Source organism: Kitasatospora sp. NPDC057015, assembly GCF_042673745.1.
Classification (GTDB): domain Bacteria; phylum Actinomycetota; class Actinomycetes; order Streptomycetales; family Streptomycetaceae; genus Kitasatospora.
Window position 1 is genome coordinate 179,829 of sequence record NZ_JBHUSG010000001.1, and the last position, 24,978, is coordinate 204,806.

Consider the following 24,978-nt stretch of genomic DNA (forward strand, 5'->3'; position numbering starts at 1 on the left):
ACGTCAGTAACCGACGATCGAGTTCTTCTGGACGTCCACCCTGTGGCTGCCACCGGCCAGTTCGACGACACTGTCCTCCTCGACCTCCGTCTCGAAGACCGACTGCCCGTCTCCGCTGAGGACCACTACTTTCTCCGCCGGCCGTGCCACCGACATGATGCGACCTGCCTGGTCGTGCACGATGGAGACCTTCACCTTGGCCATTTCTACCTCACCCCTCTCGTTCCAGCTTCGCGGGTCGGGATGCCTCCTCAGGAAATGCGGGTCACAGTGACTCGACCTGAGCGAGGACGTGGACGTTGCAGGAGTTGAAGGGCGCGTTGTTCTGCATGTAGATCTTGTAGGCCTTCGTACCGTCGACGTGCTCGAACGACTCGCCCTGCGTGAGCGTCGCGTGTGCCTGCGGGTTCAGCACGCCCGGGCCGCTGCCGGGAAAGACCACGATGCTGAACATCACCGACTGGTTGGCGTTGAATCCGTGGATGAACCAACTGGTGGATCCGTTCGCCGCAATGGTGTCCCAACCTTCGTCAATAATCGCCATGGCGCTGGCCTCCCGAGAATCTCGTGACCGCCTGTGATTATGCCGATCGAGCCGCGACTCCCTGTGACTTCTCTCAGGTCACGACCATGGGATCGGGTGTTTGTGGGATGGATTCGGCGGCGCCGGTGACGGTCGCCATCGTCATACGGTTACCGTGAGCACTGCCTTGCCCACCGTTTCCATCATCGCTCGTTTTCACTCCACACGCTATTGGCCCATCGAGCCGATTCGTCGAGATCGAACGCACAATGTGCCACCTCCACAGCGGAATCGGAGGCGGTCGAGCCGCCCTCGCGGCGGGTCCGCCGCACGGCGGGCCGCCCGAGGGCGCGCGGGAGCGACCCGCGGCCCGGGAGCCCGCCCGGCCCGGCGCCGGTCGCGCTCGGACGGCGCGACGGTCGGGCCGAGCACCGCCCTCGCGCCTCACGGAACATCACGTCGGTCCGGCCCCGGCTGCGCGGCCGAGCTGCGGATCTTCGCTGACGGCAGTCGCTTTGACGACACATCAGGTCATCCGTCCCGGACTATTGACTCTTAATCCAACAGTGGCGATTCTCATCACACCGAGTACGCGGGACATGACAGCCGGCCGGGCGGGTGGTCGATCCCCCGGGCGGTCCGGCTCCTCGACCGCGTCATCCGCTCACCGAAGACACGAGTGGTGGCCATGACTCAACACGCGCACAGCAGAAGCACGTTCCTCACGGTCCTGTCCTTGCTCCTCACCCTGGTGGCGATGGTGCTCGTCGCCCCCCGCGCCTCGTCCGCGGGCGGCCCCGGCTGGTGGAACCCGACCGCACGGCCGGCGCCGGACTCGCAGATCAACGTCACGGGCGAGCCCTTCCAGGGCACTGACGCCCAGGGGCGGGTCCGCGGCTTCGTCGACGCGCACACCCACCTGATGGCCAACGAGGGCTTCGGCGGGCGGCTCATCTGCGGCAGTCCGTTCTCCGACCTGGGGATCGCCGACGCCCTCAAGGACTGTCCGGAGCACTATCCGGACGGCTCACTCGCGATCTTCGACTACGTCACCAACGGCGGGGACGGCAAGCACGACCCGGTCGGCTGGCCGACCTTCAAGGACTGGCCCGCCCATGACTCGCTGACCCACCAGCAGAGTTACTACGCCTGGGTCGAGCGGGCCTGGCGCGGCGGGCAGCGGGTGCTGGTCAACGACCTGGTCACCAACGGCGTGATCTGCTCGGTCTACTTCTTCAAGGACCGCAGCTGCGACGAGATGACCTCGATCCGCCTCCAGGCGCAGAAGACGTACGACCTCCAGGCCTACGTCGACCGGATGTACGGCGGACCGGGCAAGGGCTGGTTCCGGATCGTCACCGACAGCGCGCAGGCCCGCGAGGTGGTCAAGCAGGGCAAGCTGGCCGTCGTCCTCGGAGTGGAGACCTCCGAGCCGTTCGGCTGCAAGCAGATCCTGGACATCGCGCAGTGCAGCAGGGCCGACATCGACCGCGGGCTCGACGAGTTGTACGCACTGGGCGTGCGCAGCATGTTCCTGTGCCACAAGTTCGACAACGCGCTCTGCGGGGTGCGTTTCGACGAGGGGGCGCTCGGCACGGCGATCAACGTCGGCCAGTTCCTGTCGACCGGCACGTTCTGGAAGACCGAGCAGTGCGCCGGGCCGCAGCACGACAACCCGATCGGTCTCGCGCCGGCGCTCGCCGCCCAGAAGGAGCTGCCGCAGGGCGTGACGCTCCCCGCGTACGCCGGGGACGCGCAGTGCAACACCCGGGGGCTCACCGAACTCGGCGAGTACGCGGTCCGCGGGATGATGCAGCGCAGGATGATGCTCGAAGTCGACCACATGAGCGTCAAGGCCGCGGGCCGCGCCTTCGACATCCTGGAGTCGGCCTCGTACCCGGGCGTGATCTCCTCGCACAGCTGGATGGACCTCGACTGGACCGAGCGCGTCTACCGGCTCGGCGGCTTCGTCGCCCAGTACATGAACGGCGCCGAGGCGTTCAGCAACGAGGCGAAGCGCACCGACGCGCTGCGCGAGAAGTACCACGTCGGCTACGGGTACGGCACCGACATGAACGGTGTCGGCGGCTGGCCCGGCCCGCGCGGTGCGGACACCCCGAACCCGGTGCGGTACCCCTTCCGCAGCGCCGACGGCGGCTCCCTGATCGACCGTCAGACCACCGGCGAGCGCACCTGGGACATCAACACCGACGGCGCCGCGCACTACGGGCTCGTACCGGACTGGGTGGAGGACATCCGGCTGGTCGGCGGCCAGGGCGTGGTGGACGACCTGATGCTCGGCGCGCAGTCGTACCTCACCACCTGGGGCGCGTCCGAGCAGCACCGGGCCGGGGTGAACCTGGCCGCGGGCTCCGCCGCGTCGGCGAGTTCCGCCGAGTGGAACCCGTTCACGAGCTACGCCGCCGGCCGGGCGGTGGACGGTGACACCGGCACCCGCTGGGCCAGCGACTGGAGCGACGACCAGTGGCTGCGGATCGACCTGGGCAGCACGGCGCTGGTCGGGCGCGTCACCCTGGACTGGGAGCGCGCCTACGGGAGGGCGTACCGCATCGAGGTCTCGACGGACGGCGCCACCTGGCGGTCCGTGTGGTCCACCGACAGCGGGGACGGCGGCCTGGACACCGCGAGGTTCACCGGCGTCCCGGCCCGCCAGATCCGGGTCCACGGGGTGCAGCGCGGGACGAACTGGGGCTACTCCCTGCACGAGGTCGGCGTGTTCAGCACCTGACGGTGCCGCCACCCGGTTGTCGGTGGGCGGCCGGACCGGCACACTCGGTCCGGCCGCCCGTCACCATCACCCCTTGCCCGGCACGGCACAGCACGGCACGGCCGGACAGGACACGGCACAGCAGGGTGGGCAGCCGGCGGCCGGTGGCCCGAGAACGAGAGTGGGAGGTACCCCATGGCACGGATGCCGTCGGCCGTGCGACGCCGGCAGCTGACCGAGGCCGCGATCCGCGCGATGACCCGCGACGGCGTCGCCCGCACCACGACCCGGTCGATCGCCGCCGAAGCGGGGGTCTCGCTGAGCGTCTTCCACTACTGCTTCGACTCCAAGCAGGCCCTGGTCGAGGCCGTCATCACGACCATCACCGACCACTCGGTCACGCTGGTGCGGGAGGCGATCCGGCCGCGGGCCACCCTGCGGGAGACCGTCCGGGCCGGGTTCCAGGCCTACTGGGACCACGTCGCCGCCAACCCCGCCGAGCACATGCTCACCTACGAACTCACCCAGTACGCGCTGCGCCGGCCCGGCTTCGAGCACCTGGCCCGACGGCAGTACGAGCTGTACGAGGCCGCGTACACCGAACTCCTCGGACAGCTCCGCCGCGACGCGGGCTTCGAGCTGCGCGTTCCGGACGGCGTGCTGGCCCGCTACCTGGCCGCCACGACCGACGGACTGACGCTGAACTTCCTCGTCCTCGGCGACCAGGGGGCCGCGGCGGAGATCCTCGACATGATCGCCGACCACGTCGCCGGGCTGGCCCGGACGCAGGAGTGGACCGGCCGGCCCGAGGGGTGATCGAGCCGGCCGGTGACCGGGTGTCCGGTGCCGGGGGGACGCCCCGGCACCGGGTCAGTCGCCCGGGTGCGCCATCGAGTCGATCGCGACGGCGGCCGCCAGCACGGTGGCGTGGTCGGCGTCCGGGCCGACGTCCAGCCCGTAGGTGTCACGGACCCGGAACCACCGCTTGGACACCTCGGCGATCTTGTAGCCGTCCCGCTCGATGGTGTACTCGTGGTCCAGGACGTTGCCCTGCACGGTGAGTTCCTCGCCCTCCTCGGGTTTGATCACCCAGCGTTCCCGCAGCGGGCTGACGAGCGCCTTCTTGACCACGGCGACCCGGTGGCCGTCGGCGTCCTCGATGGCCATCGAGTCCTTGATCCGCATCGGGCGGCTCTGGACGGTGGCGACGTGGTGGCCGGCCCGGTCCTCGATCTTGAAGGTGCGACGGGCGCGCAGCACCTTGCCGTTGACCTTGTAGAGGTGGTCGCCGGCGTCGTTGTCGATCCAGAAGTCGTCCCCGATGGAGAGCATCTTCTGCTGCATGCGGTACCGGGTGACGCCCTCGCCGTCGTCGAAGGCGTGGTTGGCGCGCCGGCGGTCCCTGCGTTCCTCGAACATCGCTCGGTCCCCTTCTCGCGGAGGCTCGGCACTCTCACGGCTCCCGCCGTCCGGTGCCTCGGTTCCAGTGTCGCCCGCCCGGCTCCGGCTGCCCGGCGGGCGGGCGACTGCCGGGCGGCCGGAGCCGCGTGGCGTCGAGCGCCCGGCCTCGACCGCCCGGCCTCGGACGGGGTCAGGCGAGGAGCTTCTCCTTCGCCTTCTGGAACTCCTCCTCGGAGATGGCCCCGCTCTTGCGCAGGTCGGCGAGTTTGGCGAGTTCGTCCACGTGGGTGCCGGCCCCGCCGCCGTCCGGGCCGGCGGCCGTCTCCTTCACGTAGGACCTGAAGGCCGCGTCGGCCGCCTGCATCTGTTCGCGGTCGCGGCGGGCCATCGAACTGCCGCGCGCGATGAGGTACACGAACACCCCCAGGAAGGGCAGCAGGATGACGAAGATCAACCAGCCGGCCTTGCCCCAGCCGCCCATGTCGTGGTCGCGGAAGATGTCCGTGATGATCTTGAAGAGCAGGAAGAACCAGAGGATGAAGAGGAAGAACTCCAGCATCGTCCAGAACAGGCTGAGCAACGGGTAGTCGTCCATGATGCCTCCCCGGGCCGGCGCGCCGCCCGCGGTCGGGGCGGCACTCGGCGAACGGCGCCGCCCCGAACAGGGCGGCGGTCAAAAGAGTCTTATCATGCTATTTCGCCCACCGCCCGTCCCGTGGATCGTCCGCCCGGGACCCCCGCCCGTGCTGTTCGGAGGCCCGGGGGCCGGGTCGGGCCCACCGCCCCTCCCCGGCGAAGGCCGTACTCCGGAGCCGGTCGGCCGGCCCGCCCGAGGGGCCGCCGGGGTGCGCTCCCGGCCTGCTGCGCCCATGCTGGCAGGGCCGGCGCAGCCGCACGGCCGGCTGCCCACGCGCCCACCGGCGCCGTGCTCCGGCGCCCGCCGGCCCGGGCCCTCGGCGCCGCGCCGCGCCGCGCCGTCAGGACCGGTCCCCCGCACCCAGCACCCGATCACGAGGAGAGCCTTCATGTCGCACCCCGACGGAGTGTTCATCTACATCGGCACCTACCCGAGCGAGGCCGAGGCCCGAGCCGACTACGGCGTCGTCAAGGAACTGCACTCGGTCGGCGCCGTCGGCACCTACGACGCCTCCGTCCTCACCAAGGACGACGCCGGCAAGGTGCACGTCGACAAGGACGAGACGGCCACCCGGCACGGGGCCTGGGGCGGGGCCGCCACCGGCGCACTGGTCGGGCTGCTGTTCCCCCCGGCGGTCATCGGCACCGCCGTGGTCGGCGCGGCCGTGGGCGGAGTGGGCGGCCACCTGTGGAAGGGCATGTCCCGCTCGGACGTCAAGGAGTTCGGGGAACTCATCGACGAGGGCCAGGCCGCCCTGGTCGTCGTCGGCGAGCTCAAGCTGGCGCAGGCGCTGGAGAAGGCCGAGCTGAAGGCCAGCAAGCACGTCGCCAAGGAGCTGAAGGTGAGCCCCAAGGACATCGACGAGGCCGTCCGGACGGCGGCCACCGAAGTCGCCTGACCTGCGCGGCCGGGTCGGCGGCGGCCCGGCCGCGCGTCAGGCCCGCTCCGGCGTCCCGGTCGCGCCGGGCTGGGTCGCCGGGATCCGCTGGGTGAAGAACATCGCGAGGACGGTGACCAGGGCCAGGACGGCGAGGGCGGCCCGCAGCCCGTCCAGTCGCGCCTCGGCGTTGGCGTCCAGGGCGGCCGCGGTGACCTCGGGAGAGGTGCCCGCCTCGTCGAGCGCGGCCGTCAGCTGGGCGTCCGACAGGAACGGGATGCCGCTCGCGAGTTCGACGGTGGCCGTGGCCTTCACCTCCTCAGGGACGGCCGGGTTCAGCTGGATGCTGGCCAGGAACGAGGTGGTGAGCGTGGCGATCAGGATCGACCCGGCGAGCGCCGTGCCGATGGAGGCGCCCAGGTTGGTGACGGCGTTCTGGACCCCGCCGACCTCGGCGCTCTTCTCGTCCGGCACCGCGGACACCGTGACCGCGCCGAGCTGGGAGGCCAGTGCGCCGATGCCGAGACCGATCAGCAGCAGCGGCACGGTGACGATCTCGGCGCCGGCGTCCGCGTCGAGCGCGGCCAGCATGACCACCGCGCCGGCGAGCAGGCTGAGCATCCCGAGCCGCACCACGCGCCGGGGCGAGGCGTTCGGCAGCAGGCGCGGGATCAGGATCGCGGCGGCCAGCAGGGTCAGCGACAGCGGCAGGATGCGCGCACCGGTGACCAGTGCCGAGAGGCCGAGAGCGACCGACAGGTAGAGCGGGACTACGAAGAACACACCCATCTGGACGAGGTACTGGAAGAAGAACATCACCAGGCCGCCGGTCAGTTGCCGGTTTCGCAGCAGTCCCGGGTCCACCAGCGGCTCCCCGCCGGCTCTGGCCAGCCGCGCCTCCCAGCGCAGGAAGAGCCAGACCAGGAGCAGGCCCGCCAGCACCAGCCACACGACCAGCGAGACGCCGAGCCAGGCGGGCGCGTCGGACTTGGGCCGCAGCCACCCCCACTCGCCCGAGCGGAGCACGCCGTAGACGAAGATCCCGAGTCCGGCGGCCGAGAGCGCCGCGCCGACGAGGTCGAGCCGGGCCTGATCGGTGACCGGCGCATCCGCGATGCGCCGGGAGAGCAGCAGGATGCCGAACACGATCACCACCTCGCCGGCGAAGACCCAGCGCCAGGAGAAGTACGTGGTCGCCACGCCCCCGATCAGCGGCCCGACCGCGATCGCGGCGGCCCCGGCCGCCGCGACGAGCCCGTACGCGGCCGGCCGGCGCGCCACCGGGAAGTTGCCGGCCACCAGCGCCACGATGGCCGGCAGGATGAGCGCCGCGCCGATCCCTTCGAGGAGGGACCAGCCGAGCAGCAGGACGGTCAGGTTCGGGGCCAGGGCCGTGGTGAGGCTCCCGCAGCCGTAGATCACGCAGCCGATCAGGAACGCGCGCTTGCGGCCGATCAGTGCTCCGACCTTGCCGCCGGGGATCATGAACATCGCCATCACCAGCGTGTAGGCCGTGATGGCGCCCTGGATCCCGGTCACCGTGGTGCCCACGTCCTCGGCGACGGTGGCGATCGAGACGTTCATGACGGAACTGTCGAGCGTCATCAGGAACTGTCCGGCGGCGAGGGTCAGCAGGACGGTCCCGCCCCCGCCCGGCGTTTCGGTACTGCCTCTCCTGGTGGCCATGGGCGCATCGTCCCAGCAGGCCGGCCCGCCACCCCGGCGACGTGCCCGCCCGTCCCGGCCCCGCCGCAGGATCGACCGGTCGGCCGCGCCCGACGGGCGCGGGGGTGGCCCGGGGCATACGATCTTCGGTCACCCCGCGGGCGGAGCCGCGCGGCCGGGCCGGCGGGGAGCTCAGCGGGGCGCCCGGCGGCCGCGGTGACGTCGGACGTCGTGGCGCAACGCCGGGGCCAGTACGGGAGGGTGCGCCGGGATGCGGCTGCGGCGCTCCCCTGGTGCAATGGCGGGGTGACCGGCCGGTGTGCTCGGCGAAGTCGCCCGCCGCGGGCCGCCCCCGGCGGCCCGGCCGCGCCACCCGTCCCGGACGTCCGTCCGCGGGGCCCCGCCGGATGACCTGCCGGGGCCGAACGATGAGGAGTCGACGTGAGCAGCGAAACCACCGAACTCGGCGAGACGGGACCGATCGACTACCTCGTGGTCGAGTTCCCCGGGAGCCGGATGACCGGCGAGGGGCTGCCCCTGCTGGTCGACCTCGTCGAGCGGGGGATCATCCGGATCCTGGACCTCGTCTTCGTCAAGAAGGAACTGGACGGCTCCGTCGTCGGCCTGGAACTCGCCGACCTGACCGGGGACGGCAGCCTCGACCTCGCCGTCTTCGAGGGCGTGTCGAGCGGTCTGGTCGGCCAGGACGAGCTCGACGACGTCAGCGGTGTCCTGGAGGCCGGCAGCTCCGCGGGCATCCTGGTCTACGAGAACGTCTGGGCCGGGCCGTTCGCGGCGGCACTGCGCCGTGGCGGGGGCCGGCTGGTCGCCAACGGGCGCATCCCGGTCCAGGAGCTGATCGCCGCCCTCGACGCCACCGAAGCCGGGGCCTGAACCGTCCCGTCGAGCGCTACCGAAGGAGAAACACCATGCCCGGACTGCTTCGCGGTGTCGCCCGCACCGCCGTCATCGCCGGTACCGCGACCACGGTGTCCAACCGGGTGTCCCGGCGCCAGGCCGGCCGTTGGGCCCAGCAGGATGCCGCACAGCAGGTGCCGCAGGCGGCTCCGGCGCAGCCCGTCTACCAGGCTCCGCCCCCGCCGCCGCCCGCGCCGGCGGACGACATGAGCACCCGGATCGCGCAGCTCAAGGAGCTCGGTGACCTCAAGGCCCAGGGCATCCTCAGCGAAGCCGAGTTCGAGACGCAGAAGGCCGCCATCCTCGGCTCCTGAGCCCTGCTGACGACTGCTGACGACTGCTCCGCCGCCGGCCGTTGCCGGCCGGACGAGCGGGTCGCAGCGGCCCCGACCGCCCCGGGGGCGCCGGTCGGGGCCGCGATCCGGCCATCCTCGCCACCCGCTGCCCAGCGCGGCCGGGCACGACGAGACCGCATCAGGAGGAAGCGCAGGGACCCGAGATGGCACCCACCGGCTCGTCCGCCCCCGCGCGCGCCCGCCTGCTCGCCCGGCTGGCCCTGCTCTTGGCGCTCGGCGCGGTCGTCGCGCTGCTGGCCGGCGGCGGGGTCGCCGGCCTCCTGCTGGTCACCACGCTGGGCGTGGCCGGTCTCGCACTCGCGGCGGCGGGCGGCTGGTGGGCCCTCTCGCACCGCGGGCCGGTCCGCCTGGTCGGCGTGCTGGTCGCGCTGGGCGTGCCCGTCGCCGTGACGGTGATCTACGCCCGGGCCGACCTCTGGCCCGCTGCCCTGACCGCGTTCGCCCTCTGGGTCGCGGCGATCGCCTGCGTACGTTCGGCCGTCCGGCGCATCCGGCGGCCCGAGGGCATGAGGGCGGTCGCGTGCGCGCCGCCCGAGCACCCGGTGCTGATCATGAACCCGAAGTCCGGGGGCGGCAAGGTCGGCCGGTTCCACCTGGTGGAGCGGGCCGAGGCGCTGGGCGCCCGGGTCGTCCTGCTGGACACCTCCGTCGAGGTGGACGTGGCCGAGATCGCCCGGCGCGCCGTGGCCGAGGGCGCGGACCTGCTCGGGGTCGCGGGCGGTGACGGGACGCAAGCCCTGGTGGCCGGGGTGGCCGCCGAGCACCGGTTGCCGTTCCTGGTGATCTCCGCCGGCACCCGGAACCACTTCGCGATGGACCTGGGCCTGGACCGCGAGGATCCGTCCCGCTGCCTGGACGCGCTCACCGACGGGGAGGAACTCCGGGTCGACCTCGGTGTGGTGGGCGGGCAGGCCTTCGTCAACACCGTCTCGTTCGGGGTGTACGCGCAGATCGTGCAGCGCCCCGAATACCGCGACGCCAAGGCCGGCACCGCCCTGGACGCGCTCCCCGACCTCCTCGCCGGCTACACCGGCCACCCGCTGGACGCCGTGGTGGAGGACGTCCGGCTGGAGGACCAGCAGGCCCTGCTGGTCAGCAACAACCCCTATGCCGCCCCCGAACCGATGTCCCCCGGTGGCCGCCGGGCCCGGCTGGACCTCGGCCGGCTCGGCGTGGTCGGGATCCGGGTCACCGGCGCGGCCCAGGCCGCCGGAGTCGCCCTGCGCGGCCAGCGCTCCACGGCCCTGCACGTCCTGACCTCCAGCCAGGTGACCGTGACCAGCGACGCACCGAGCATCCCCGTCGCCGTCGACGGCGAGGCGCTCCAGCTGCCCACCCCCGTCGTCTGCGGGATCCGGCCCGGGGCGCTGCGCGTCCGGGTCCCCCGGGAGCGTCCGGGGATCCCGGTGCCCGAGGGGCGGACGGACTGGCGCGAGATCCTCGCGCTGGCCCTCGAACGGACACCGTAGGTCGGCGGCCCGCGGACCGCCCCGCGCGGGTCCGGCGCCGCTCCCGTCGGCGCACCACCACCCGTACGGCCACTCCCCGCTGGTGCACCCGGGCGACGGCGTCTCTGCTGGAAGCACGCATCAGCCACGCTCGGTCCGCGGCGAGGCGGGCGTCCGACCCCAGGAGAGTGCGATGGGCCCCACGGATTCCGGCGCGGATCCGGTCGGAGAGGGCGGCACGAACCCGCCGCCCGACCGGACCCCGCCGCCGAAGGAAACGCCGCCCGCCGACTCCTCGGGCCCCCCGACGGAGCCGAAGCCGAAGCCGAAGCCGGAACCGATCCCGGAACCGAAGCCGGCACCGCAGCCGACGTCCGTCCCGGAGCCGAAGGCGACGTCCGTCCCGGAGCCGATAACGCCGGCGGGGGCGAAGGCGCCGCCGGCGGAGCCCGAGCCGGTCCCCGCGCCCGCGCCCGGGCCCGGGGGCGAGGTGGACCAGCTCAAGGCCAGGATCGCCGCGCTGGAGGCCGCCACCCCGCCCGCCCGCAAGCAGCACCACCGCCTGCGGACCTCGGGCTCCGTGGTGGTCATCGTCATCGCCTCACTGCTGGCCCTGCTCTCCGTGGTCGCGGTCTGGACGAGCGACATCGTCGGCAACACCGACCGGTACGTCTCCACCGTCGCGCCGCTGGCCAGCGACGCGGACGTGCAGGCCGCCGTCAGTGCCCGGGTCACCACGGCCGTCCTGGACCAGATTGACGTCAAGGGGCTGGTGCAGCAGCTCTCCGACGCGGCGGCCCAGCAGGGCGTGCCGCCCGAGGCGGCCAAGCTGATCGGCGGCCTGAGCGGGCCGATCACCAGCGGCCTCACCGACCTCGTCAACTCCACCGTCCAACGGGTCGTGAGCAGCACCGCCTTCGAGTCCATCTGGGTGAACGGCAACCGGTTGATCCACACGTCCCTGGACAAGGCCCTCACCGGCAAGGGCGGTGGTGTGGTGTCGCTGGAGAACAACCAGGTCGGCATCGACATCGCGCCGATCGTGGACAAGGTCAAGACCGAGCTGGTCGACTCGGGGCTGTCCGTGGCCTCCAAGATCCCCGAGGTGCACACCAACTTCGTGGTGTTCGCCTCCGACGACATCGGCAAGGTCAAGGCGTACTTCCGGCTGCTGGAGATCATGGGGACCTGGCTCCCCCTGGTGACCGTGATCATCGCCGCCGCGGGCGTCTTCCTCGCCGTCAACCGGCGCCGGGCCCTGATCGGCGCCGCCGTCGGCGTGGCCCTGGCCATGCTGGTGCTGGGGATCGCCCTCACCGTCTTCCGCTCCTTCTACCTCGACCACCTGCCACCGGGCGCGAACCAGGCGGCGGCCGCCACGGTGTACGACACGCTCATCCGGTTCATGCGCGCCAGCGTCCGCGCGGTCTTCGCGGTGGCCGTCGTCACCGCCCTGGGCGCCTTCCTGATCGGCCCCTCGAAGGTCGCGGTCGCCGTCCGGACGGCCTGCCGCCGCGTCGTCGGGTCGCTGCGCGAGGTGCTGTTCTCGTTCGGCATGCGCCTCGGCCCGGTCGGCCCGTTCGTGCACCGCTTCAAGCGGTGGTTCGGCGTGCTGATCCTGGCCGTCGCGGCGGTCATCCTGGCCACCTGGAACTACCCCACCTCGATGGTGGTGCTGTGGATCACCTTCTTCGTCCTCATCGCCTTCCTCATCCGGGAGTTCCTCGACACCGGACCGGACACCGCCCCGCCGCCCGACACCCGCGGTGCCCCGCCCCCGCCCCCGCCCGGTGCCCGGAACGCGCCACCGCACGGCTCCTGATCCGCCGGCCGGGGGCGGCCGACCGCGTCCGCCTCCCCCGGCTCCCGGGCTGCCCGCCCCCTCGCCCGGTGTCACCATGGAACCCGGGGCCACGACGTCCACAGGACGAGGAGGCGCGCATGAGCCGCGACTACCACTTCCACCGTGAGCACGCGGGCTGTTCGGTGACCGTGGACGTCCGTCTCGGCGGCAGACGGGAACTGGAACTGCTGGTCGACGGCAAGGAGGTCGCCACCGCACGCGTGCACGGGCACCACGCCCAGACGCGGTCGCTGCGGACGATGCTGCCCACCGACCCGCCGCGCGGCATCGCCGTCCAGGTGGAACTGCCCGGTGCGATGCGCGGTGAGCCGGTCAGCACGCTGATCGCCGGTGAGGACCGCCTGCCCATGCCCGCCCGGGACGTTCCCCACCGGGCGCGACTCACCGAGGCCTCCTGGTACTCCTGAGGGGTGCTCCGGCGCCCGGCGCCGGTGCACGCGGCCTCGTCCGCGGGGCGTTCCGGTGACCGCGGCTCCGATCGGCCCGCCCACGGCGTGCTCCGGCCGGTGGGCCTGCGCATGATGGCCTGAGGACGGTGCCCAGCGAACCGAAGCCGTCCGCCGGACCTCGTGATCGGAGCCCACTCGTGCGTGAGGACAACGGCGGGGTACAGCGCCCGCCCCGGCGCGGGGCTGCGGGCCCGGGCACGGCCAGCCACGGCGCGGCGGGTCGCGGCGCAGCGCGGGAACGGCGGGTGCGGGGACGGCGGGTGCGCGGGGCCGGTGCGGTCAGTGGGCTCAGTGGGGCCCGGCGCCCGCCCGCCGGGCGGCGGTGAGCGGCCGCCATGGTCCTGGATCTGCTCGTGATCGGTACGGCCATCACCCTGGGGCCGTTGCACAACACCGCGTTCATCCTGGTGCTGTCCGCTCCCGGCGGCGTACGGAAGGGGCTGGCGTTCATCCTGGCCTGGCTCGCCAGCCTCGCCCTGGTGATCGCCGCGGTCCTGCTGCTGACGGGCGGCGAACCGCCCGCACCCGACACCGCCTCCTCGACCGCCGCACTCGCCGTCCGGCTGGCCCTGGGCGTCGGCATGGTCGTCTACGGCGGGCGCAAGCGGCTCCGCGCCGTGCTGCCCCGCTCGACACCCGCGTGGCTGACGCGGCTCGACCGCGCCACCGGTTGGACGGCCGCCGGGCTCGGCGTACTCCTGCAGCCGTGGGCCATGGTCGCCGCCGGCGGGGCGACCGTGGTGGAGGCGGACCTCTCCTCCACCGCCTCCTACCTGGCCCTGATCGGCTACTGCCTGCTGGCCACCGCGTCCCTGCTGGCGATGGAGGTCCTCGCCGCGTGGCGGCCCGCCGACGCGGCGGACCGGCTCGGCCGGCTCCGCGGCTGGATCGACGCCCACCAGGACCAGGCGATCGTCTGGCTCTGCCTGACCCTCGGCCTCTGGCTGGTCGGGAAGAGCCTCCTCGAACTGCTCGACTGAGGGCTCCACGCGGGTCGGCGGCCCGCCGGCGCGGCACGGGAGGAGGAGGCCCGGCCCCGGCCGCGGCTCCCGGCGGAGCTCAGCTCCGGTCGAGCGGCGGCAGCCCGAGCTGCTCCCGATGGGCGTCGCGCAGCAGGCTGGCGGGGTTCACCACCGACGCTCCGGCGTCCAGGACGAGCTCGGATCCGCTGATCACGGCCGCCGCCGGCGAGGCGGCGAAGGCGACGACGTCCGCGACGTCCTCGGGGCGGGCCAGCAGCCGCATCGGGTTGCTGTCCCGGAGGCGGTGCAGGTCCGTCACTCCCCCGGCGAGCCGGGCCTCGGTCGCCGGCGTCCGGATCCAGCCGGGCGACACGGTCACGAACGAGATGCCGAACCGCCCGTAGTCCACGGCCAGCTGCCGGCACAGGGCCGCCACCGCGCCCTTCGCCGCCGCGTAGGCCGGCAGCCCCGGCGCGGCCGTCCGGTGCAGCACGGAGCCGATGGTGACCACCGCCCCGGAGCGGGCTCCGATCATGACGGGGAGCACCTCGCGGACGCAGAGGAAGACCGAGGTGAGGTTGGCCGTGATCACCGCGTTCCACTCCTCCTCGGTGGCGCAGTGCAGCGGGCGGCCGGTGGTGAGCCCGGAGCAGGTGACCAGGACGTCCACGCCACCGTGGTCGGCGATCACCCGGTGCACCGCGACGTCCACCTCCCCGCCGTCGGTGGCGTCCGCGAGGTAGGGCGTGACACCGTCGACGCCGGGATCGGTGGCGTCCAGGCCCGCCACCCGGAACCCGTCCGCCACGAAGCGGGCCGCCACGGCCCGGCCGATGCCGCCGGCCACTCCGGTGATCAGCGCTGTTCGGGTCATCTGAGCGCGCCCTCCGTCCCGGGTCCGGCCGGGGGTCACGACCGGCCGCGCCTGGCGATCCGGTCGGCGGGGGGGTCACCACCGGCCGCGCCGGGCGATCCGGTCGGCTCCCGGGCACGGGCTCCCACTCCACGGTAGGCGACCCGCCCGCTCCCGGCCCGGATCACCCGGGGCGCCGGATCCCTCGGCACGCCCCCGGCACGCCCCCGGCTCGCGGCCGGTGACGCACTCGCGTCGGTACCGTCCGGCGCCGCGGTGCCCGGCTAGTGTCGACTCCTGACCAGCTCCCGGCTCCGGTGAAGGGGGAGGGCGCCGATCAACCGCGAGCGCCTGACACGAACGCTGACCTTCTGGCTGCGCCCGGCCTTCGCGCTGCGCGTCATCAACCGCTTCCAGAAGATCGTGGGATTCGACCGGTCGATGGCCCTGGCCTCCGGCGCCCTGACGGCCCTGATCCCGCTCGCGATCCTCTCCAACGCCGTCCTGACCCTCCTGAGCGACAAGGACATGGCGAACCGCCTGATCGACCGCTACGGCCTGACCGGAGGAGGGGCCGAGGCGGTCGACCGGCTGTTCTCCTCCACCGTCGACACGAGCGTCGGCGTGGACATCCTCGGGGCGCTCTTCCTGATGCTCTCGGTGCTGAGCTTCACCCGGGCGATGCAGCGGCTGTTCGAGCAGGCCTGGGAGCTGAGCCCGCTCAGCGTCCGCAACACGTTGAACGGCCTGCTCTGGGCGCTGGCCCTCCTGCTCTACACGGCGCTCGTCTCCTGGCTGCACGCCGTTCTCGGCCACGGGCACCTGGAGCTCGCTCCGGCCCTGGTCGCGGCCCCCCTGACCGCGGCGTTCCTCGTCTGGACCGGACGGGTGCTCTCCGCCGGACGCATCCCCGCGACCGACCTCGTCCCGTTCGGCGTGATCGCCACCGCCCTCCTGACGGCCTGTTCGCTGGGCGCGACCTTCTACCTGCCGCGCCTCTTCAGCTCCTACGCCTCGCGGTACGGCGCGGTGGGCGCCGTCTTCGCGATGCTCTCCGGGCTGTTCTGCGTCATGTTCGTCGTCGTCGGGTCCGCGGCGCTCGGGCGGGAGGTCCGCGACGAGATCGGGCGCATCCGTCATGGCGAGCGCCCCCCGGACGACGAAGTCCGCCGGGAGTGGGACAACGTCCTCGACCAGATGCGGCTGCGCTGGCGCACCACCCGCGAGCAGATCTCCGGGCGCCGCAGGCCCGGGCGGCCCAAACCCCGCTGAGCGGCCGGACAAATCCCGGTGGCGTACCGTCCCGGCGTGCAAGGATGCCTGGCATGTCTGCTCGTGCACTGAGCTTCGGCGCCATCGCGGAAGCCTACGACCGGTACCGGCCCGGGTATCCGGAGGAGCTCTTCGACACGGTGACGACGTACGCGGCCCGGCCGGTCCGGACGGCGCTGGAGATCGGCGCGGGGACGGGCAAGGCGACCCGCCTGTTCGCCGGGCACGGCGTCGCGGTCACGGCGACCGATCCCGACGCCGCCATGCTCGCCGAGCTCCGCAAGGCCGTGCCGGGATACGTGCGGACCATCCGGGCCGCCTTCGAGGAGCTGCGGCCGGGTCGGACCTACGGACTCGTCTACGCGGCGGCGGCCCTGCACTGGACCCGCCCGGAGGGACGGTGGCCGGCCGTGGCCGCCCTGCTGGAGCCGGGGGGCGTGTTCGCCTCCTTCGGCGGCCCGGTCCGACTGGCCGACCCTGCCGTCGAGGAGTCCGTCCGGGCGGCACGGGCGCCGTTCCTCGGCAGCGACGAGGTGCCGTCCCCCGACGGGACCGCTCCGGACGCGGCGATGCAGTGGCCGGGTACGGAGCTGCAGCGGTCCCGGTGGTTCCACGACGTGCGGCAGGTCGTCGTCGAGCGGCACCTGACCATGAGCGCGTCCGACTACGTCGGCTACCTGTCGACCGTCTCCGCCTACCTCCAGCTGCCCCCAGCGAGTCGGCAGCCGGCCTACGAGGCGATCGAGGGCGCGCTGCCCGCGACGGTCGGGATCACCGCCGACATCACCGTCCATCTCGCGCGCCGGCGATCCGCGCAGTAGCGACGACCCGAGGAATACCGGCGATCCGCGGAGCAGGGGCGACGGCGAGCCCTTCGCCTACGATCGCCGCATGGCACTCTTCCGGATCACCCGCCGTTCGGAGCTGCCCGCCGCCGAGGCCTGGCAGCGGATGACGGACTGGGAGCGGCACGCCGGGCCGGTGCCGTTCACGGCGATCCGGCTGGTCGGCCCGGCCGCGGCGGGGGTCGGGACGCGGTTCACCGCGCGGACGGCGATCGGGCCGGTCGGGTTCGACGACCCGATGGAGGTGACGTCCTGGCAGTCGCCGCAGGCCGGGCACCCCGGGCTGTGCCGGCTGGAGAAACGCGGCACGGTGGTCACCGGCTGGGCGGAGATCGAGGTCCGGCCGCACCGGGAGGGCTCGGTCGTCCAGTGGCGCGAGGACCTCCGGGTCGCGGCGCTGCCGCGCGCCCTGGATCCGCTCACCGCCCACTGCGGGCGCCTCCTCTTCGGGCGCGTGATGCGGCGTCTGCTCGACGCCGACGGGTGAGGGGCCGGGCCCGCGCCCGGCCGGCGCGCCCCCGGAGGACGGACCCGCCGAGGAGCCCGACGGGATGCCCGACCCGGCGGGCGGCCGCAGAATGGCCGTACCCGCTGTTCCCACCGGATCGGAGCCCGTCGTGAGCGATCTCAAGTTCGAGCAGAAGGCCTCACTGTCACGTTTGGAGGCCGCGGACCTGCTCGACTCACTGGCCACCGCCCTGCGGCACGGCGGCAACGCCGAACTGGAACTCGGCCCCGGCAAGCTGAGCCTGCGGATCCCGGACGAACTCCGGAGCGAGGTCGAGGTCGAGGTGGGCGAGGGGGAGGTCGAGCTGGAGATCGAGCTCAAGTGGCCGACGTCGCGGCCGGAGGCGGACTGAACCGACCCGCGGCCACCCGGCGGCAGGTCGGCGGCGGGCCGGGCCCGGTGACCGCGGGCGTACGGCCCGGAGGCGCTCCGTGAACCCGCGGCGGAGGCTCCGGGCCCGGTCACGGCAGGTCGAGGTCCTCGCGGGCGCTCGCGATCCAGCGCAGGACACCGTGGGATTCGGTGCTGCCGGCCAGTTCCGCCGCCTCGTCCAGCAGCGCGGCCGCGTCCCCGCGCCGGTCCTGCTGGGCGGCCAGGTACCCGAGCCCGATGAGGTTCGCCGCCACGCCCGGCCGGAACCCCAGCTCCCGGCGCAGCCGGGTGGACTCCTCGAAGTGCGCGCGGGCCTCCTCCAGGCGGCCGGCCGTGTGGGCGGCGAAGCCGATGTGCCGCAGCGCGTAGGACATCGTCAGCCGGTCGCCGGCCCGGGTGGCGAGGTCCAGGGCGCGCCCGAACGCGGGATCGGCGGCCACCGCGTCCGCGCGGACCACCTGGTGGAAGGCGCCGACCCAGAACGCCGCCTCCCCCTCGCCCCGCGGGTCGCCGAGCCGCCGGTAGAGCCGCTCCGCGCGCTCGAAGAGCTCCAGCTCCCGCGCGTCCTCGACGCGCTCCTCCAGGAAGCGGGCGTGGATCACCCGCCCGCGGGCCAGGGCCAGGTCCGCCTCGACCGCGTCGAGGCAGAGGTCGGCAGGCACCAGCGCTCCGGCGTCGCCGCCGAAAACGGCACGCTCGTAGAGGAGTTCAGCCTGTTCGATTCGCTCGTCAGCAGCCATGCGGTGAGCGTAACGGGCGGGGGCAAGCGAATTCGGCGGCTCGTCCGCGGCGGAAACCGGGCGATCCGCCGGTCACCGACCACCACCCCGACGGTCGGCTACCGCATCACGAGCCGGGGGCAGCCTGGGGGACGGCCCGGGGCCGGCGCGGCGCCTTCGGCGGGCGCACGGCGGGCGCACGGTCGGCGGCCCGGGAGGCGAGGAGCCGCAGGGCGTCGTGGGAGGGGGTGCCCGGTTCGGCCGTCCGGATCACCAGCTGCTGGTCGGGGTCGGTGCTGGTGGTCTTCGACCGCAGCGTCGTCCTGGACGACGTGCCGGACGGCTACCGCGCCATGGCCGACCGCAGGGCGCTGAAGGTCCTCGTCACGCTGTGAGCGGGCGCGGGGCCCTGCGGGTGAGCGGCCGGACCGAGCGGCTGGACTGAGCGGCCGGACTGAGCGGAGCGAGAACGCCGCCCGCGGTTCGGCACCGGTTGCGCCGGTACGGGTACCCGCGGCCGGCGACCGGCCTACAGTGGCAGGCGTGAACGCATTCACCCTCGCGGGGCCCGCCCTGGAGGCCGTCCGGCGCCGGGTCGGGGCCCAGCTGTTCGCACGGGTGGCCGGCCCCCAGGGCCCGGCCAACCGCAGCCGGATCCACGACACCCCCGGGCCGCGGTGGTTCGGCCCGGAGCGGCCGATCCGGGCCGTCCACGGCGACGCCTCGATGTTCATCGGCGGGCTGAGCGCCCTGCTGCTCCAGTCGCTGCACCCGCTGGCCATGGCGGCGGTCGCCGGCCACTCCGGCTTCCGGGGCGACCCCTGGGGGCGGCTGCAGCGCACCAGTACCTTCCTCGCCGTGACCACCTTCGGCACCGCCGCGGACGCCGAACTCGCGGTCGAGCGGGTGCGGGCGGTCCACGAGCGGATCCGCGGCACCACCAAGGCCGGACAGCCGTACCACGCGGCCGATCCGCACCTGCTCGGCTGGGTCCACGCGGCCGAGGTCGACAGCTTCCTCCGCGCCCACCGCCGTTACGGCGCCCAGCCGTTGGACGAGGCCGGCTACGACGGCTACGTGGCCGACGCCGCCAGGGTGGCCGCCGCCCTCGGGGTCCTGGACCCGCCCCGCGACCAGCGGGAGCTCGCCGCCCTGATCGAGGCGTACCGGCCGGAACTGCGGGCCGGCGAGGAGGCCCTGGACACGGCGCGGTACCTGCTGCTGCGCCCACCGCTCCCGCTGGCCGCCCGCCCCGCGTACACCGGTCTGGCGGCCGGCGCCGTCGCCCTGCTGCCGCGGTGGGCCCGCAGCGAGCTCCGGCTGCCGCGGGTTCCGCTGGTCGAGGAGACCGCGGTGCCGCTGATCGGCCACGGACTCACCAGGACGATCCGCTGGGCGTTGACCGCACCGGCGGACGCCGCAGCCGCCGGCCGGCAGCCCGCGCGCGGGAGCACGACGGACACCGACGGGCAGCCGCCGCGCTGACGGCGGCGGGCGGCGCGGCGGGACGCGCGGGAGGACACGCGGGAGGACGGGCGGGAGGACGGGCACCCGCGAGGGTGCGCCGGGCCGGTCGGACACCCCGGTCAAGCGACGCCCCGGTCAGCCGTCACCCCGGTCAGGCGGCGCCCCGCACCCGTCGCAGCAGCTCCAGAGCGGGCCCGTCCACCGAACGGGCCGAGTTGGACAGCGCGACGACGCCCACCCGCCGGTCCGGGTCGAACCCGACGAAGGAGGTGAAGCCCCCGGTCCCTCCGTTGTGCCAGAGCAGCCGCCCGCCGCCCGCTCGCGGATGGACCTCCTGCCCCATCCAGCCGAGGTGCCGCACCGAGTGCGCCCCACCACCCGGCTGCCGGACCTGCGTCGACTCCAACGCCTGCTCCAGGGGCGTCGCCCCCGGCTCCAGTTGGGCCCGCACGAAGCGGGCCATGTCGGCGGCGGTGGACCGCAGGCCGCCGGCGCCGACCAGGTCGGCGAGGTCCCAGTACGGGGTGGGCACACCCCGACGGGTGTGGCCCCGCGCGAGGGTGCCCTCGTCCGGGCCGCCCGGACCGCCGGCCGGCCCGGTGCTGCCGAGACCCAGCGGAGCGCACACCTCCCGGTGCAGCAGCTCGGCGTAGCCGGTACCCGTCCGGCGGGCCAGGGCCAGCCCGAGCAGCCCGGCGCCGAGGTTGGAGTAGTGGAACCGTCGGCCCGGGGCGGCCCGCAGCCTGGTCCGCTCCAGGCCGGCCAGCAGCACGTCCGCGTGGCAGCCCGCGTAGGGATCGGGAGTCCCCGGTCGCAGCAGCGCCTTCACCAGCATGCCCCTGGGCAGTCTCGGCAACCCGGAGGTGTGGGTGGCCAGGTGACGCAGGGTGATCCGCGCGCCGTCGCTTTCGGGCACCACCGCGCCGTCGAGCAGCCCGGCCAGCGGCTCGTCCGGGTCGACCCGTCCGTCCACGGCCAGCCGCGCCAGCAGCAGGGCGGTGAACACCTTCGTCACCGAGCCGATCTCGAAACCCGTGTCCGGGCCCGGCAGCGCGCCGGCCTCGGCGGTGCGCCCGACCGCCTCGGTGACCGTACGCCCGCCGGCCACCACGCAGACCACCGCACCGACCCGGCCGGGGGCCAGCCGCTCCGCCGCCCGCGCGGTCAGCGCCTCGATGTCCATGACCACGTCCGCCCCTTTCCCGTTCGCCCCAGCCGTCACGCCACGTTAGCCAGTGCGGTGACGCCCGCGAGTCCCTCCGGCCGACGAGATCCGCCGCCGGCGCTCCTCCTGCAGAGGTACGCCGGACCACCGCCGTTCGGCGGTCGGAGCCCGGCCGGAGGCTGCCGCACGCTCGGTCCGTCGGCCCGCCGAACGGTCGTGGCGGGAGAACACCGGTGGAGTGCAAGAGCCGCTGCGACGGCAAGGGTTGTCGCTTCCTCACCCGTGCCACATCCTGAGTCGCGGACTCACAGGGGGTGGGGCATTGAAGGCCGAAGCCGGACCGGGACGCTCCGGAGGCGCATCTACCCGCAGGTGGTGGGCGACCGTCGTCGTGGTGGCCGTCGGCCTGCTTGCCGTCCCCGTCCTCCTTGCCTGGGGAGTCGTCGAACTGCGGACCAGGGTGCCCGGCCTGCTGACGGCGGCGGCCGGGTCGATCGCCGTCCTCGCCTTCACCCGCTTCGTCTTCCGGATCGACGCGATCGCGGAGCGGAGGGGCTTCCACTGGCGCGCCCAGCCCGCCGGGTTCGGTTACGTCGTGAGCGCCCTGGTGCTCGGGTTCACCTGGATCGGCAGCACCGAACAGCGGACCATGCACGACAGCGGGGTGCCCGCGAGCGGCGTCGTCACCTCCTGGTCCTGGGACCGGGACGAGATCCACGGTGAGACAGTCGAGGTCCGGATCCAGCTCACCGACGGCGCCGTCGTCAAGGACCTCGACCTGGGCGGCACGCACCTCGCCACCGGACAGAGCGTGATCGTCACCCGCGATCCGCACGGTCGGCTGCGGCCCCGCCTGGGCCCTCCTCCCCCGCCGCCCGACGGCACCCCGCGGACCACGGCCCTGGTCGTGCTCGCCCTGTGCGCCGGCGTCATGGCCGGGGCCTACCGGTCGCCCGTGCCGGCCGACGCGGTACCGACCGACACCCGGAGTCGGGGCGGCGCCGCCGACCGCGGGCCCGCGAAGCGGTGCGGGCCGGGCCCGTTCACCCGCCGGCGCGGTCCTGGGCGGCCATGACCTCGTCGCCGTGCTCGAAGGCCCACGCGCCAAAGGCGTCGATCGGGCCGAGCAGTGTCCGGCCCAGCTCGGTGAGCTCGTACTCGACCCGGGGCGGCGCCTCGGCGTAGGCGTGCCGCTCGACCAGCCCGTTGAACTCCAGGCGCCGCAGCGTCTCGGTGAGCACCTTGGGGCTGATCCCGCCGATCCGCGCCCGGAGTTCGCCGGGGCGTCCGGGGCCGTCGCGCAGGGCCCAGAGCACCACGGCGTTCCAGGTGTTGGAGAGGAGGTCGAAGGCGAGGCGGGCGCGGCAGTCGGCGAGGAAGGCGTTGGTCGTCACGCACCACATGGTGCCTGACGGGTTTTCTAGTGTCGCCCTGAAGGCACTCGCCGGAGGAGAGGACGGATCCGATGCGGATCGGTGTGCTGGGTACGGGAAACATGGCCGAGGCGCTCTGCACGCAGTGGGCGCGGGCCGGGCACGAGGTGGTGGTGGGCGGGCGTGACGAGGCGAAGGCGCGACGGCTCGCGGTCGCTCTCGGCGGTGGCGCGGGGTACGGGGGTCTGCGCGCGGCGGCCGAGTTCGGCGAGGTGGTGCTGGTGGCACTGCCGTACGCGGTCGGGGCGCAGGTCGTCGGGGGGCTGCGGGCCGAGTTGGCCGGTCGGGCACTGGTCGACTGCTCCAATCCGGTCGGGCCCGGGTTCCGGCTGCTGACGGACGGCGGCCCTTCGGCGGCCCAGCGGCTGGCCGCCGCGGCGCCGGGCGGGCACGTCGTCAAGGCGTTCAACCTGTGCCACGAGGACGTGTGGCGGATGGATCCGCCGGTCTTCGACGGGCGTCCGCTCGCCGTGCCGATCTGCGGCGACGACGCGGGGGCGGTCACGCTCGTGCACCGGCTGGTGCGGGACGCGGGATGCACTCCGGTGTCCGGCGGCGGGCTGGAGCGCGCGGGGCTGCTGGAGGCGACCGCGGCCCTGTTGATCGGCCTGTGGGTCGCCGAGGGAGCGGACGCGCAGGCGATCGCACCGCCGCTGGAGTACGCGGCGGGGCCCGGGCGGTGAGCAGCGGGAGGGCTCCGGACCGGGCGCAGCCGGGCCCGGCGGGTCCGGCGGAAACCGCCGGGCCCTCCCCGCGGGGGCGGTGATACGTTCGGAGGTCGAACTACTTTGTCATGAGGAGACACCTTGCCAGAGCAGCCGGCCCGCAAGGGTCGCAAGCCGCACACCGCGACAGTCGTCCGCACCGAGCGGCTGACACCGCACATGCAGCGGGTGGTGCTCGGCGGGGAGGGCCTCGAAGCCTTCACCGCCGGGGCGTACACCGATCACTACGTGAAGCTGCTCTTCCCCGCCGACGGCGTCACCTACCCGGAGCCCTTCGACCTGGAGCGGATCCGGGCGGAGTTCCCGCGCGAGCAGTGGCCGGTGACGCGGACGTACACCGTGCGCTCCTGGGACGCCGAACTGCGCGAGCTGGCGGTGGACTTCGTGGTCCACGGCGACGAGGGCCTGGCCGGGCCGTGGGCGGTGCGCGCGCAGCCGGGTGACGTGGTGCGGTTCATGGGCCCCGGTGGCGGCTACACGCCCGACTCCACCGCGGACTGGCATCTGCTGGCCGGCGACGAGAGCGCCCTGCCCGCGATCGCCGCCGCCCTCGAAGCGCTGCCCGCGGGCAGTGCGGTGCGCGCGTTCGTCGAGGTCACGGGCCCCGAGGAGGAGCAGAAGATCGCCTCCGACGCCCGGATCGTCTGGCTGCACCGCGGCGCCCGCCCGGTCGGCGAGGCGCTGGTCGAGGCGGTCCGCGCGCTGGAGTTCCCGACGGGGCGGGTGCACGCCTTCGTCCACGGCGAGGCCGGCTTCGTCAAGGAGCTGCGCGCCCTGCTGCGGGTGGAGCGTCAGATCCCGCGCGAGGACCTGTCGATCTCCGGCTACTGGCGGCTCGGCCACAACGAGGACGGCTGGCAGGCCTCCAAGCGTGACTGGGCGGCACAGGTCGAGGCCGAGCAGGAGGCCCCCACGGCCTGAGCGGCGACGGCCGGGGCGGGGCGGAGGCGGAGGCGGAGATCGGGGCGGGCTCCCGCTCCCTCCCGGCCGGCCGGCCAGCGAGCCAGCCGGGACTGGACGGTTTAGGCGCTCCGATCGGGGTCAGGCGATCTCCGAGCAGGCCCGCGCCGCGGGCCGGACCGGAGAAGGGAAGGCCGCACCATGAGCGACACCATGACCGGATCCACCCAGACCGAGGACGACGTGATCGAGCTGCTGCTCGACCAGCACCGACGCGTCCGGACGCTGTTCGCCGACGTGCGCAGCGCCACCGGGGAGCACAAGCAGCACATGTTCGACGAGCTGCGCGCCCTGCTGGCGGTGCACGAGACGGCCGAGGAGATGGTCCTGCGCCCGGTCGCCCGACGCATCGCGGGCAGCCTGGAGGCCGAGGCCCGGGACGAGGAGGAGGCCGAGGCGAACGAGGCGCTCGCCGAACTCGAACGCCTCGACGTCGACAGCATCGAGTTCGGCGCGAAGCTCATCGCCTTCCAGCAGGCCGTGGAGGAGCACGCCCGCCACGAGGAGCTGGAGGGGTTCCCGGTGATCAGGGCGCGGTGCGCCCCGGAGGAGCGGTGCGCGATGGGCCGCAGGCTTCGCGCCGCCGAGCGGATCGCCCCGACCCGCGCGCACCCGCACCTGGCGGGCTCGGCCGCCGCCGGCTGGACGGCGGGCCCGTTCGTCTCCCTGCTGGACCACGCCCGCGACGCCTTCGGCTCGCAGCGCGATCACTGACCGGACAGCCCTCGTGGACCCGCTCGGTCGGGTGTGCCCAGGGTGGGCCCGCCCCGGGGGGGCAAAGGGGGGCGGGGCCCAAGGGGCCCCGGGCCCGGGTGCCCCCGGCGCCCCCGG

General features: G+C 73.9%; 28 protein-coding genes. 19 read left to right on the forward strand and 9 right to left on the reverse strand.

Annotated features, from left to right (window positions below; translation table 11 throughout):
* Positions 1-3 precede the first annotated feature (3 nt).
* Together ACFTWP_RS00745 and ACFTWP_RS00750 are read right to left on the reverse strand one after the other, a co-directional pair.
* On the reverse strand, positions 4-204 hold the full coding sequence (locus ACFTWP_RS00745; protein ID WP_380261138.1) for a hypothetical protein: 201 nt from the start codon (positions 202-204) through the stop codon (positions 4-6).
* A 61-nt stretch (positions 205-265) separates the two neighbouring features.
* On the reverse strand, positions 266-544 hold the full coding sequence (locus ACFTWP_RS00750; RefSeq protein WP_380261140.1) for a hypothetical protein: 279 nt from the start codon (positions 542-544) through the stop codon (positions 266-268).
* Positions 545-1,280: 736 nt separating this feature from the next.
* Here ACFTWP_RS00750 and ACFTWP_RS00755 point away from each other — a divergent pair.
* Positions 1,281-3,272 (forward strand): discoidin domain-containing protein, encoded by a 1,992-nt coding sequence (locus ACFTWP_RS00755; protein ID WP_380261592.1) that lies wholly within the window; start codon positions 1,281-1,283, stop codon positions 3,270-3,272.
* Between the two features lie 174 nt (positions 3,273-3,446).
* A complete protein-coding gene (locus tag ACFTWP_RS00760; protein ID WP_380261142.1) occupies positions 3,447-4,067 on the forward strand; it encodes a TetR/AcrR family transcriptional regulator in 621 nt (206 codons plus the stop codon).
* Between the two features lie 54 nt (positions 4,068-4,121).
* Here ACFTWP_RS00760 and ACFTWP_RS00765 read toward each other — a convergent pair whose 3' ends face one another.
* Both ACFTWP_RS00765 and ACFTWP_RS00770 read right to left on the reverse strand, forming a co-directional pair.
* Complete coding sequence (locus ACFTWP_RS00765; protein ID WP_380261144.1) at positions 4,122-4,670, reverse strand: LURP-one-related/scramblase family protein; 549 nt, start codon at positions 4,668-4,670, stop codon at positions 4,122-4,124.
* A 172-nt stretch (positions 4,671-4,842) separates the two neighbouring features.
* On the reverse strand, positions 4,843-5,247 hold the full coding sequence (locus ACFTWP_RS00770) for an SHOCT domain-containing protein (protein ID WP_380261146.1): 405 nt from the start codon (positions 5,245-5,247) through the stop codon (positions 4,843-4,845).
* Between the two features lie 430 nt (positions 5,248-5,677).
* Here ACFTWP_RS00770 and ACFTWP_RS00775 point away from each other — a divergent pair, with 430 nt between their 5' ends.
* A complete protein-coding gene (locus ACFTWP_RS00775) occupies positions 5,678-6,187 on the forward strand; it encodes a DUF1269 domain-containing protein (RefSeq protein ID WP_380261148.1) in 510 nt (169 codons plus the stop codon).
* A 36-nt stretch (positions 6,188-6,223) separates the two neighbouring features.
* On the opposite strand, the gene ACFTWP_RS00780 is transcribed toward ACFTWP_RS00775, so the two are convergent.
* On the reverse strand, positions 6,224-7,852 hold the full coding sequence (locus ACFTWP_RS00780) for an MFS transporter (RefSeq protein WP_380261150.1): 1,629 nt from the start codon (positions 7,850-7,852) through the stop codon (positions 6,224-6,226).
* A 420-nt stretch (positions 7,853-8,272) separates the two neighbouring features.
* On the opposite strand from ACFTWP_RS00780, the gene ACFTWP_RS00785 reads away from it, so the two are divergent.
* From ACFTWP_RS00785 to ACFTWP_RS00810, 6 genes are all read left to right on the forward strand, one after another.
* On the forward strand, positions 8,273-8,725 hold the full coding sequence (locus tag ACFTWP_RS00785; protein WP_380261152.1) for a DUF6325 family protein: 453 nt from the start codon (positions 8,273-8,275) through the stop codon (positions 8,723-8,725).
* 35 nt (positions 8,726-8,760) lie between these two features.
* Entirely contained in the window at positions 8,761-9,063 is a 303-nt protein-coding gene (locus ACFTWP_RS00790; RefSeq protein WP_380261154.1) for an SHOCT domain-containing protein, read from the forward strand.
* A 185-nt stretch (positions 9,064-9,248) separates the two neighbouring features.
* Positions 9,249-10,574 (forward strand): diacylglycerol/lipid kinase family protein, encoded by a 1,326-nt coding sequence (locus ACFTWP_RS00795; RefSeq protein ID WP_380261156.1) that lies wholly within the window; start codon positions 9,249-9,251, stop codon positions 10,572-10,574.
* 469 nt (positions 10,575-11,043) lie between these two features.
* Positions 11,044-12,375, forward strand: a complete 1,332-nt coding sequence (locus ACFTWP_RS00800; protein WP_380261158.1) for a hypothetical protein — start codon at positions 11,044-11,046, stop codon at positions 12,373-12,375.
* Between the two features lie 119 nt (positions 12,376-12,494).
* Positions 12,495-12,824 (forward strand): hypothetical protein, encoded by a 330-nt coding sequence (locus ACFTWP_RS00805; protein WP_380261160.1) that lies wholly within the window; start codon positions 12,495-12,497, stop codon positions 12,822-12,824.
* A 377-nt stretch (positions 12,825-13,201) separates the two neighbouring features.
* On the forward strand, positions 13,202-13,846 hold the full coding sequence (locus ACFTWP_RS00810; protein WP_380261162.1) for a GAP family protein: 645 nt from the start codon (positions 13,202-13,204) through the stop codon (positions 13,844-13,846).
* Positions 13,847-13,925: 79 nt separating this feature from the next.
* On the opposite strand, the gene ACFTWP_RS00815 is transcribed toward ACFTWP_RS00810, so the two are convergent.
* Positions 13,926-14,702 (reverse strand): SDR family NAD(P)-dependent oxidoreductase, encoded by a 777-nt coding sequence (locus ACFTWP_RS00815; protein ID WP_380261164.1) that lies wholly within the window; start codon positions 14,700-14,702, stop codon positions 13,926-13,928.
* Positions 14,703-15,104: 402 nt separating this feature from the next.
* On the opposite strand from ACFTWP_RS00815, the gene ACFTWP_RS00820 reads away from it, so the two are divergent.
* The 4 genes from ACFTWP_RS00820 to ACFTWP_RS00835 all read left to right on the forward strand — a co-directional run bounded on the left by ACFTWP_RS00820 (position 15,105) and on the right by ACFTWP_RS00835 (position 17,658).
* On the forward strand, positions 15,105-15,953 hold the full coding sequence (locus ACFTWP_RS00820; RefSeq protein ID WP_380261166.1) for a YhjD/YihY/BrkB family envelope integrity protein: 849 nt from the start codon (positions 15,105-15,107) through the stop codon (positions 15,951-15,953).
* Between the two features lie 53 nt (positions 15,954-16,006).
* The gene (locus ACFTWP_RS00825; protein WP_380261168.1) at positions 16,007-16,774 is read left to right on the forward strand and encodes a class I SAM-dependent methyltransferase; all 768 of its coding nucleotides are present in this window, start codon (positions 16,007-16,009) and stop codon (positions 16,772-16,774) included.
* Between the two features lie 70 nt (positions 16,775-16,844).
* Positions 16,845-17,285, forward strand: coding sequence for an SRPBCC family protein (locus ACFTWP_RS00830; protein WP_380261170.1), 441 nt, complete (start codon positions 16,845-16,847; stop codon positions 17,283-17,285).
* A gap of 130 nt (positions 17,286-17,415) precedes the next feature.
* Positions 17,416-17,658: an amphi-Trp domain-containing protein gene (locus tag ACFTWP_RS00835; RefSeq protein ID WP_380261172.1), complete on the forward strand. Its 243-nt coding sequence runs from the start codon at positions 17,416-17,418 to the stop codon at positions 17,656-17,658.
* A 109-nt stretch (positions 17,659-17,767) separates the two neighbouring features.
* Here the strand turns inward: ACFTWP_RS00835 and ACFTWP_RS00840 are convergent, their stop codons facing one another.
* The gene (locus ACFTWP_RS00840) at positions 17,768-18,418 is read right to left on the reverse strand and encodes a tetratricopeptide repeat protein (protein ID WP_380261174.1); all 651 of its coding nucleotides are present in this window, start codon (positions 18,416-18,418) and stop codon (positions 17,768-17,770) included.
* A gap of 227 nt (positions 18,419-18,645) precedes the next feature.
* On the opposite strand from ACFTWP_RS00840, the gene ACFTWP_RS00845 reads away from it, so the two are divergent.
* A complete protein-coding gene (locus ACFTWP_RS00845; RefSeq protein WP_380261176.1) occupies positions 18,646-18,792 on the forward strand; it encodes a hypothetical protein in 147 nt (48 codons plus the stop codon).
* A 148-nt stretch (positions 18,793-18,940) separates the two neighbouring features.
* On the forward strand, positions 18,941-19,882 hold the full coding sequence (locus tag ACFTWP_RS00850; protein WP_380261178.1) for an oxygenase MpaB family protein: 942 nt from the start codon (positions 18,941-18,943) through the stop codon (positions 19,880-19,882).
* 133 nt (positions 19,883-20,015) lie between these two features.
* Here ACFTWP_RS00850 and ACFTWP_RS00855 read toward each other — a convergent pair whose 3' ends face one another.
* The gene (locus ACFTWP_RS00855; protein ID WP_380261594.1) at positions 20,016-21,047 is read right to left on the reverse strand and encodes a serine hydrolase domain-containing protein; all 1,032 of its coding nucleotides are present in this window, start codon (positions 21,045-21,047) and stop codon (positions 20,016-20,018) included.
* A 376-nt stretch (positions 21,048-21,423) separates the two neighbouring features.
* Between ACFTWP_RS00855 and ACFTWP_RS00860 the strand changes: the two genes are divergently transcribed.
* A complete protein-coding gene (locus tag ACFTWP_RS00860; RefSeq protein WP_380261180.1) occupies positions 21,424-22,104 on the forward strand; it encodes a hypothetical protein in 681 nt (226 codons plus the stop codon).
* Here ACFTWP_RS00860 and ACFTWP_RS00865 read toward each other — a convergent pair.
* Positions 22,073-22,423: a winged helix-turn-helix transcriptional regulator gene (locus ACFTWP_RS00865; protein ID WP_380261182.1), complete on the reverse strand. Its 351-nt coding sequence runs from the start codon at positions 22,421-22,423 to the stop codon at positions 22,073-22,075. The two genes, ACFTWP_RS00860 and ACFTWP_RS00865, sit on opposite strands and share 32 nt — an antisense overlap.
* A gap of 71 nt (positions 22,424-22,494) precedes the next feature.
* Between ACFTWP_RS00865 and ACFTWP_RS00870 the strand changes: the two genes are divergently transcribed.
* The 3 genes from ACFTWP_RS00870 (at position 22,495) to ACFTWP_RS00880 (ending at position 24,861) form a co-directional block, all read left to right on the forward strand.
* Positions 22,495-23,145, forward strand: a complete 651-nt coding sequence (locus tag ACFTWP_RS00870) for an NADPH-dependent F420 reductase (protein ID WP_380261184.1) — start codon at positions 22,495-22,497, stop codon at positions 23,143-23,145.
* A 123-nt stretch (positions 23,146-23,268) separates the two neighbouring features.
* A complete protein-coding gene (locus ACFTWP_RS00875; protein ID WP_380261186.1) occupies positions 23,269-24,108 on the forward strand; it encodes a siderophore-interacting protein in 840 nt (279 codons plus the stop codon).
* A 180-nt stretch (positions 24,109-24,288) separates the two neighbouring features.
* Positions 24,289-24,861 carry a hemerythrin domain-containing protein gene (locus ACFTWP_RS00880; RefSeq protein ID WP_380261188.1) on the forward strand — a complete coding sequence of 191 codons (573 nt, stop codon included), beginning with the start codon at positions 24,289-24,291 and terminating at the stop codon, positions 24,859-24,861.
* Positions 24,862-24,978: the final 117 nt, after the last annotated feature.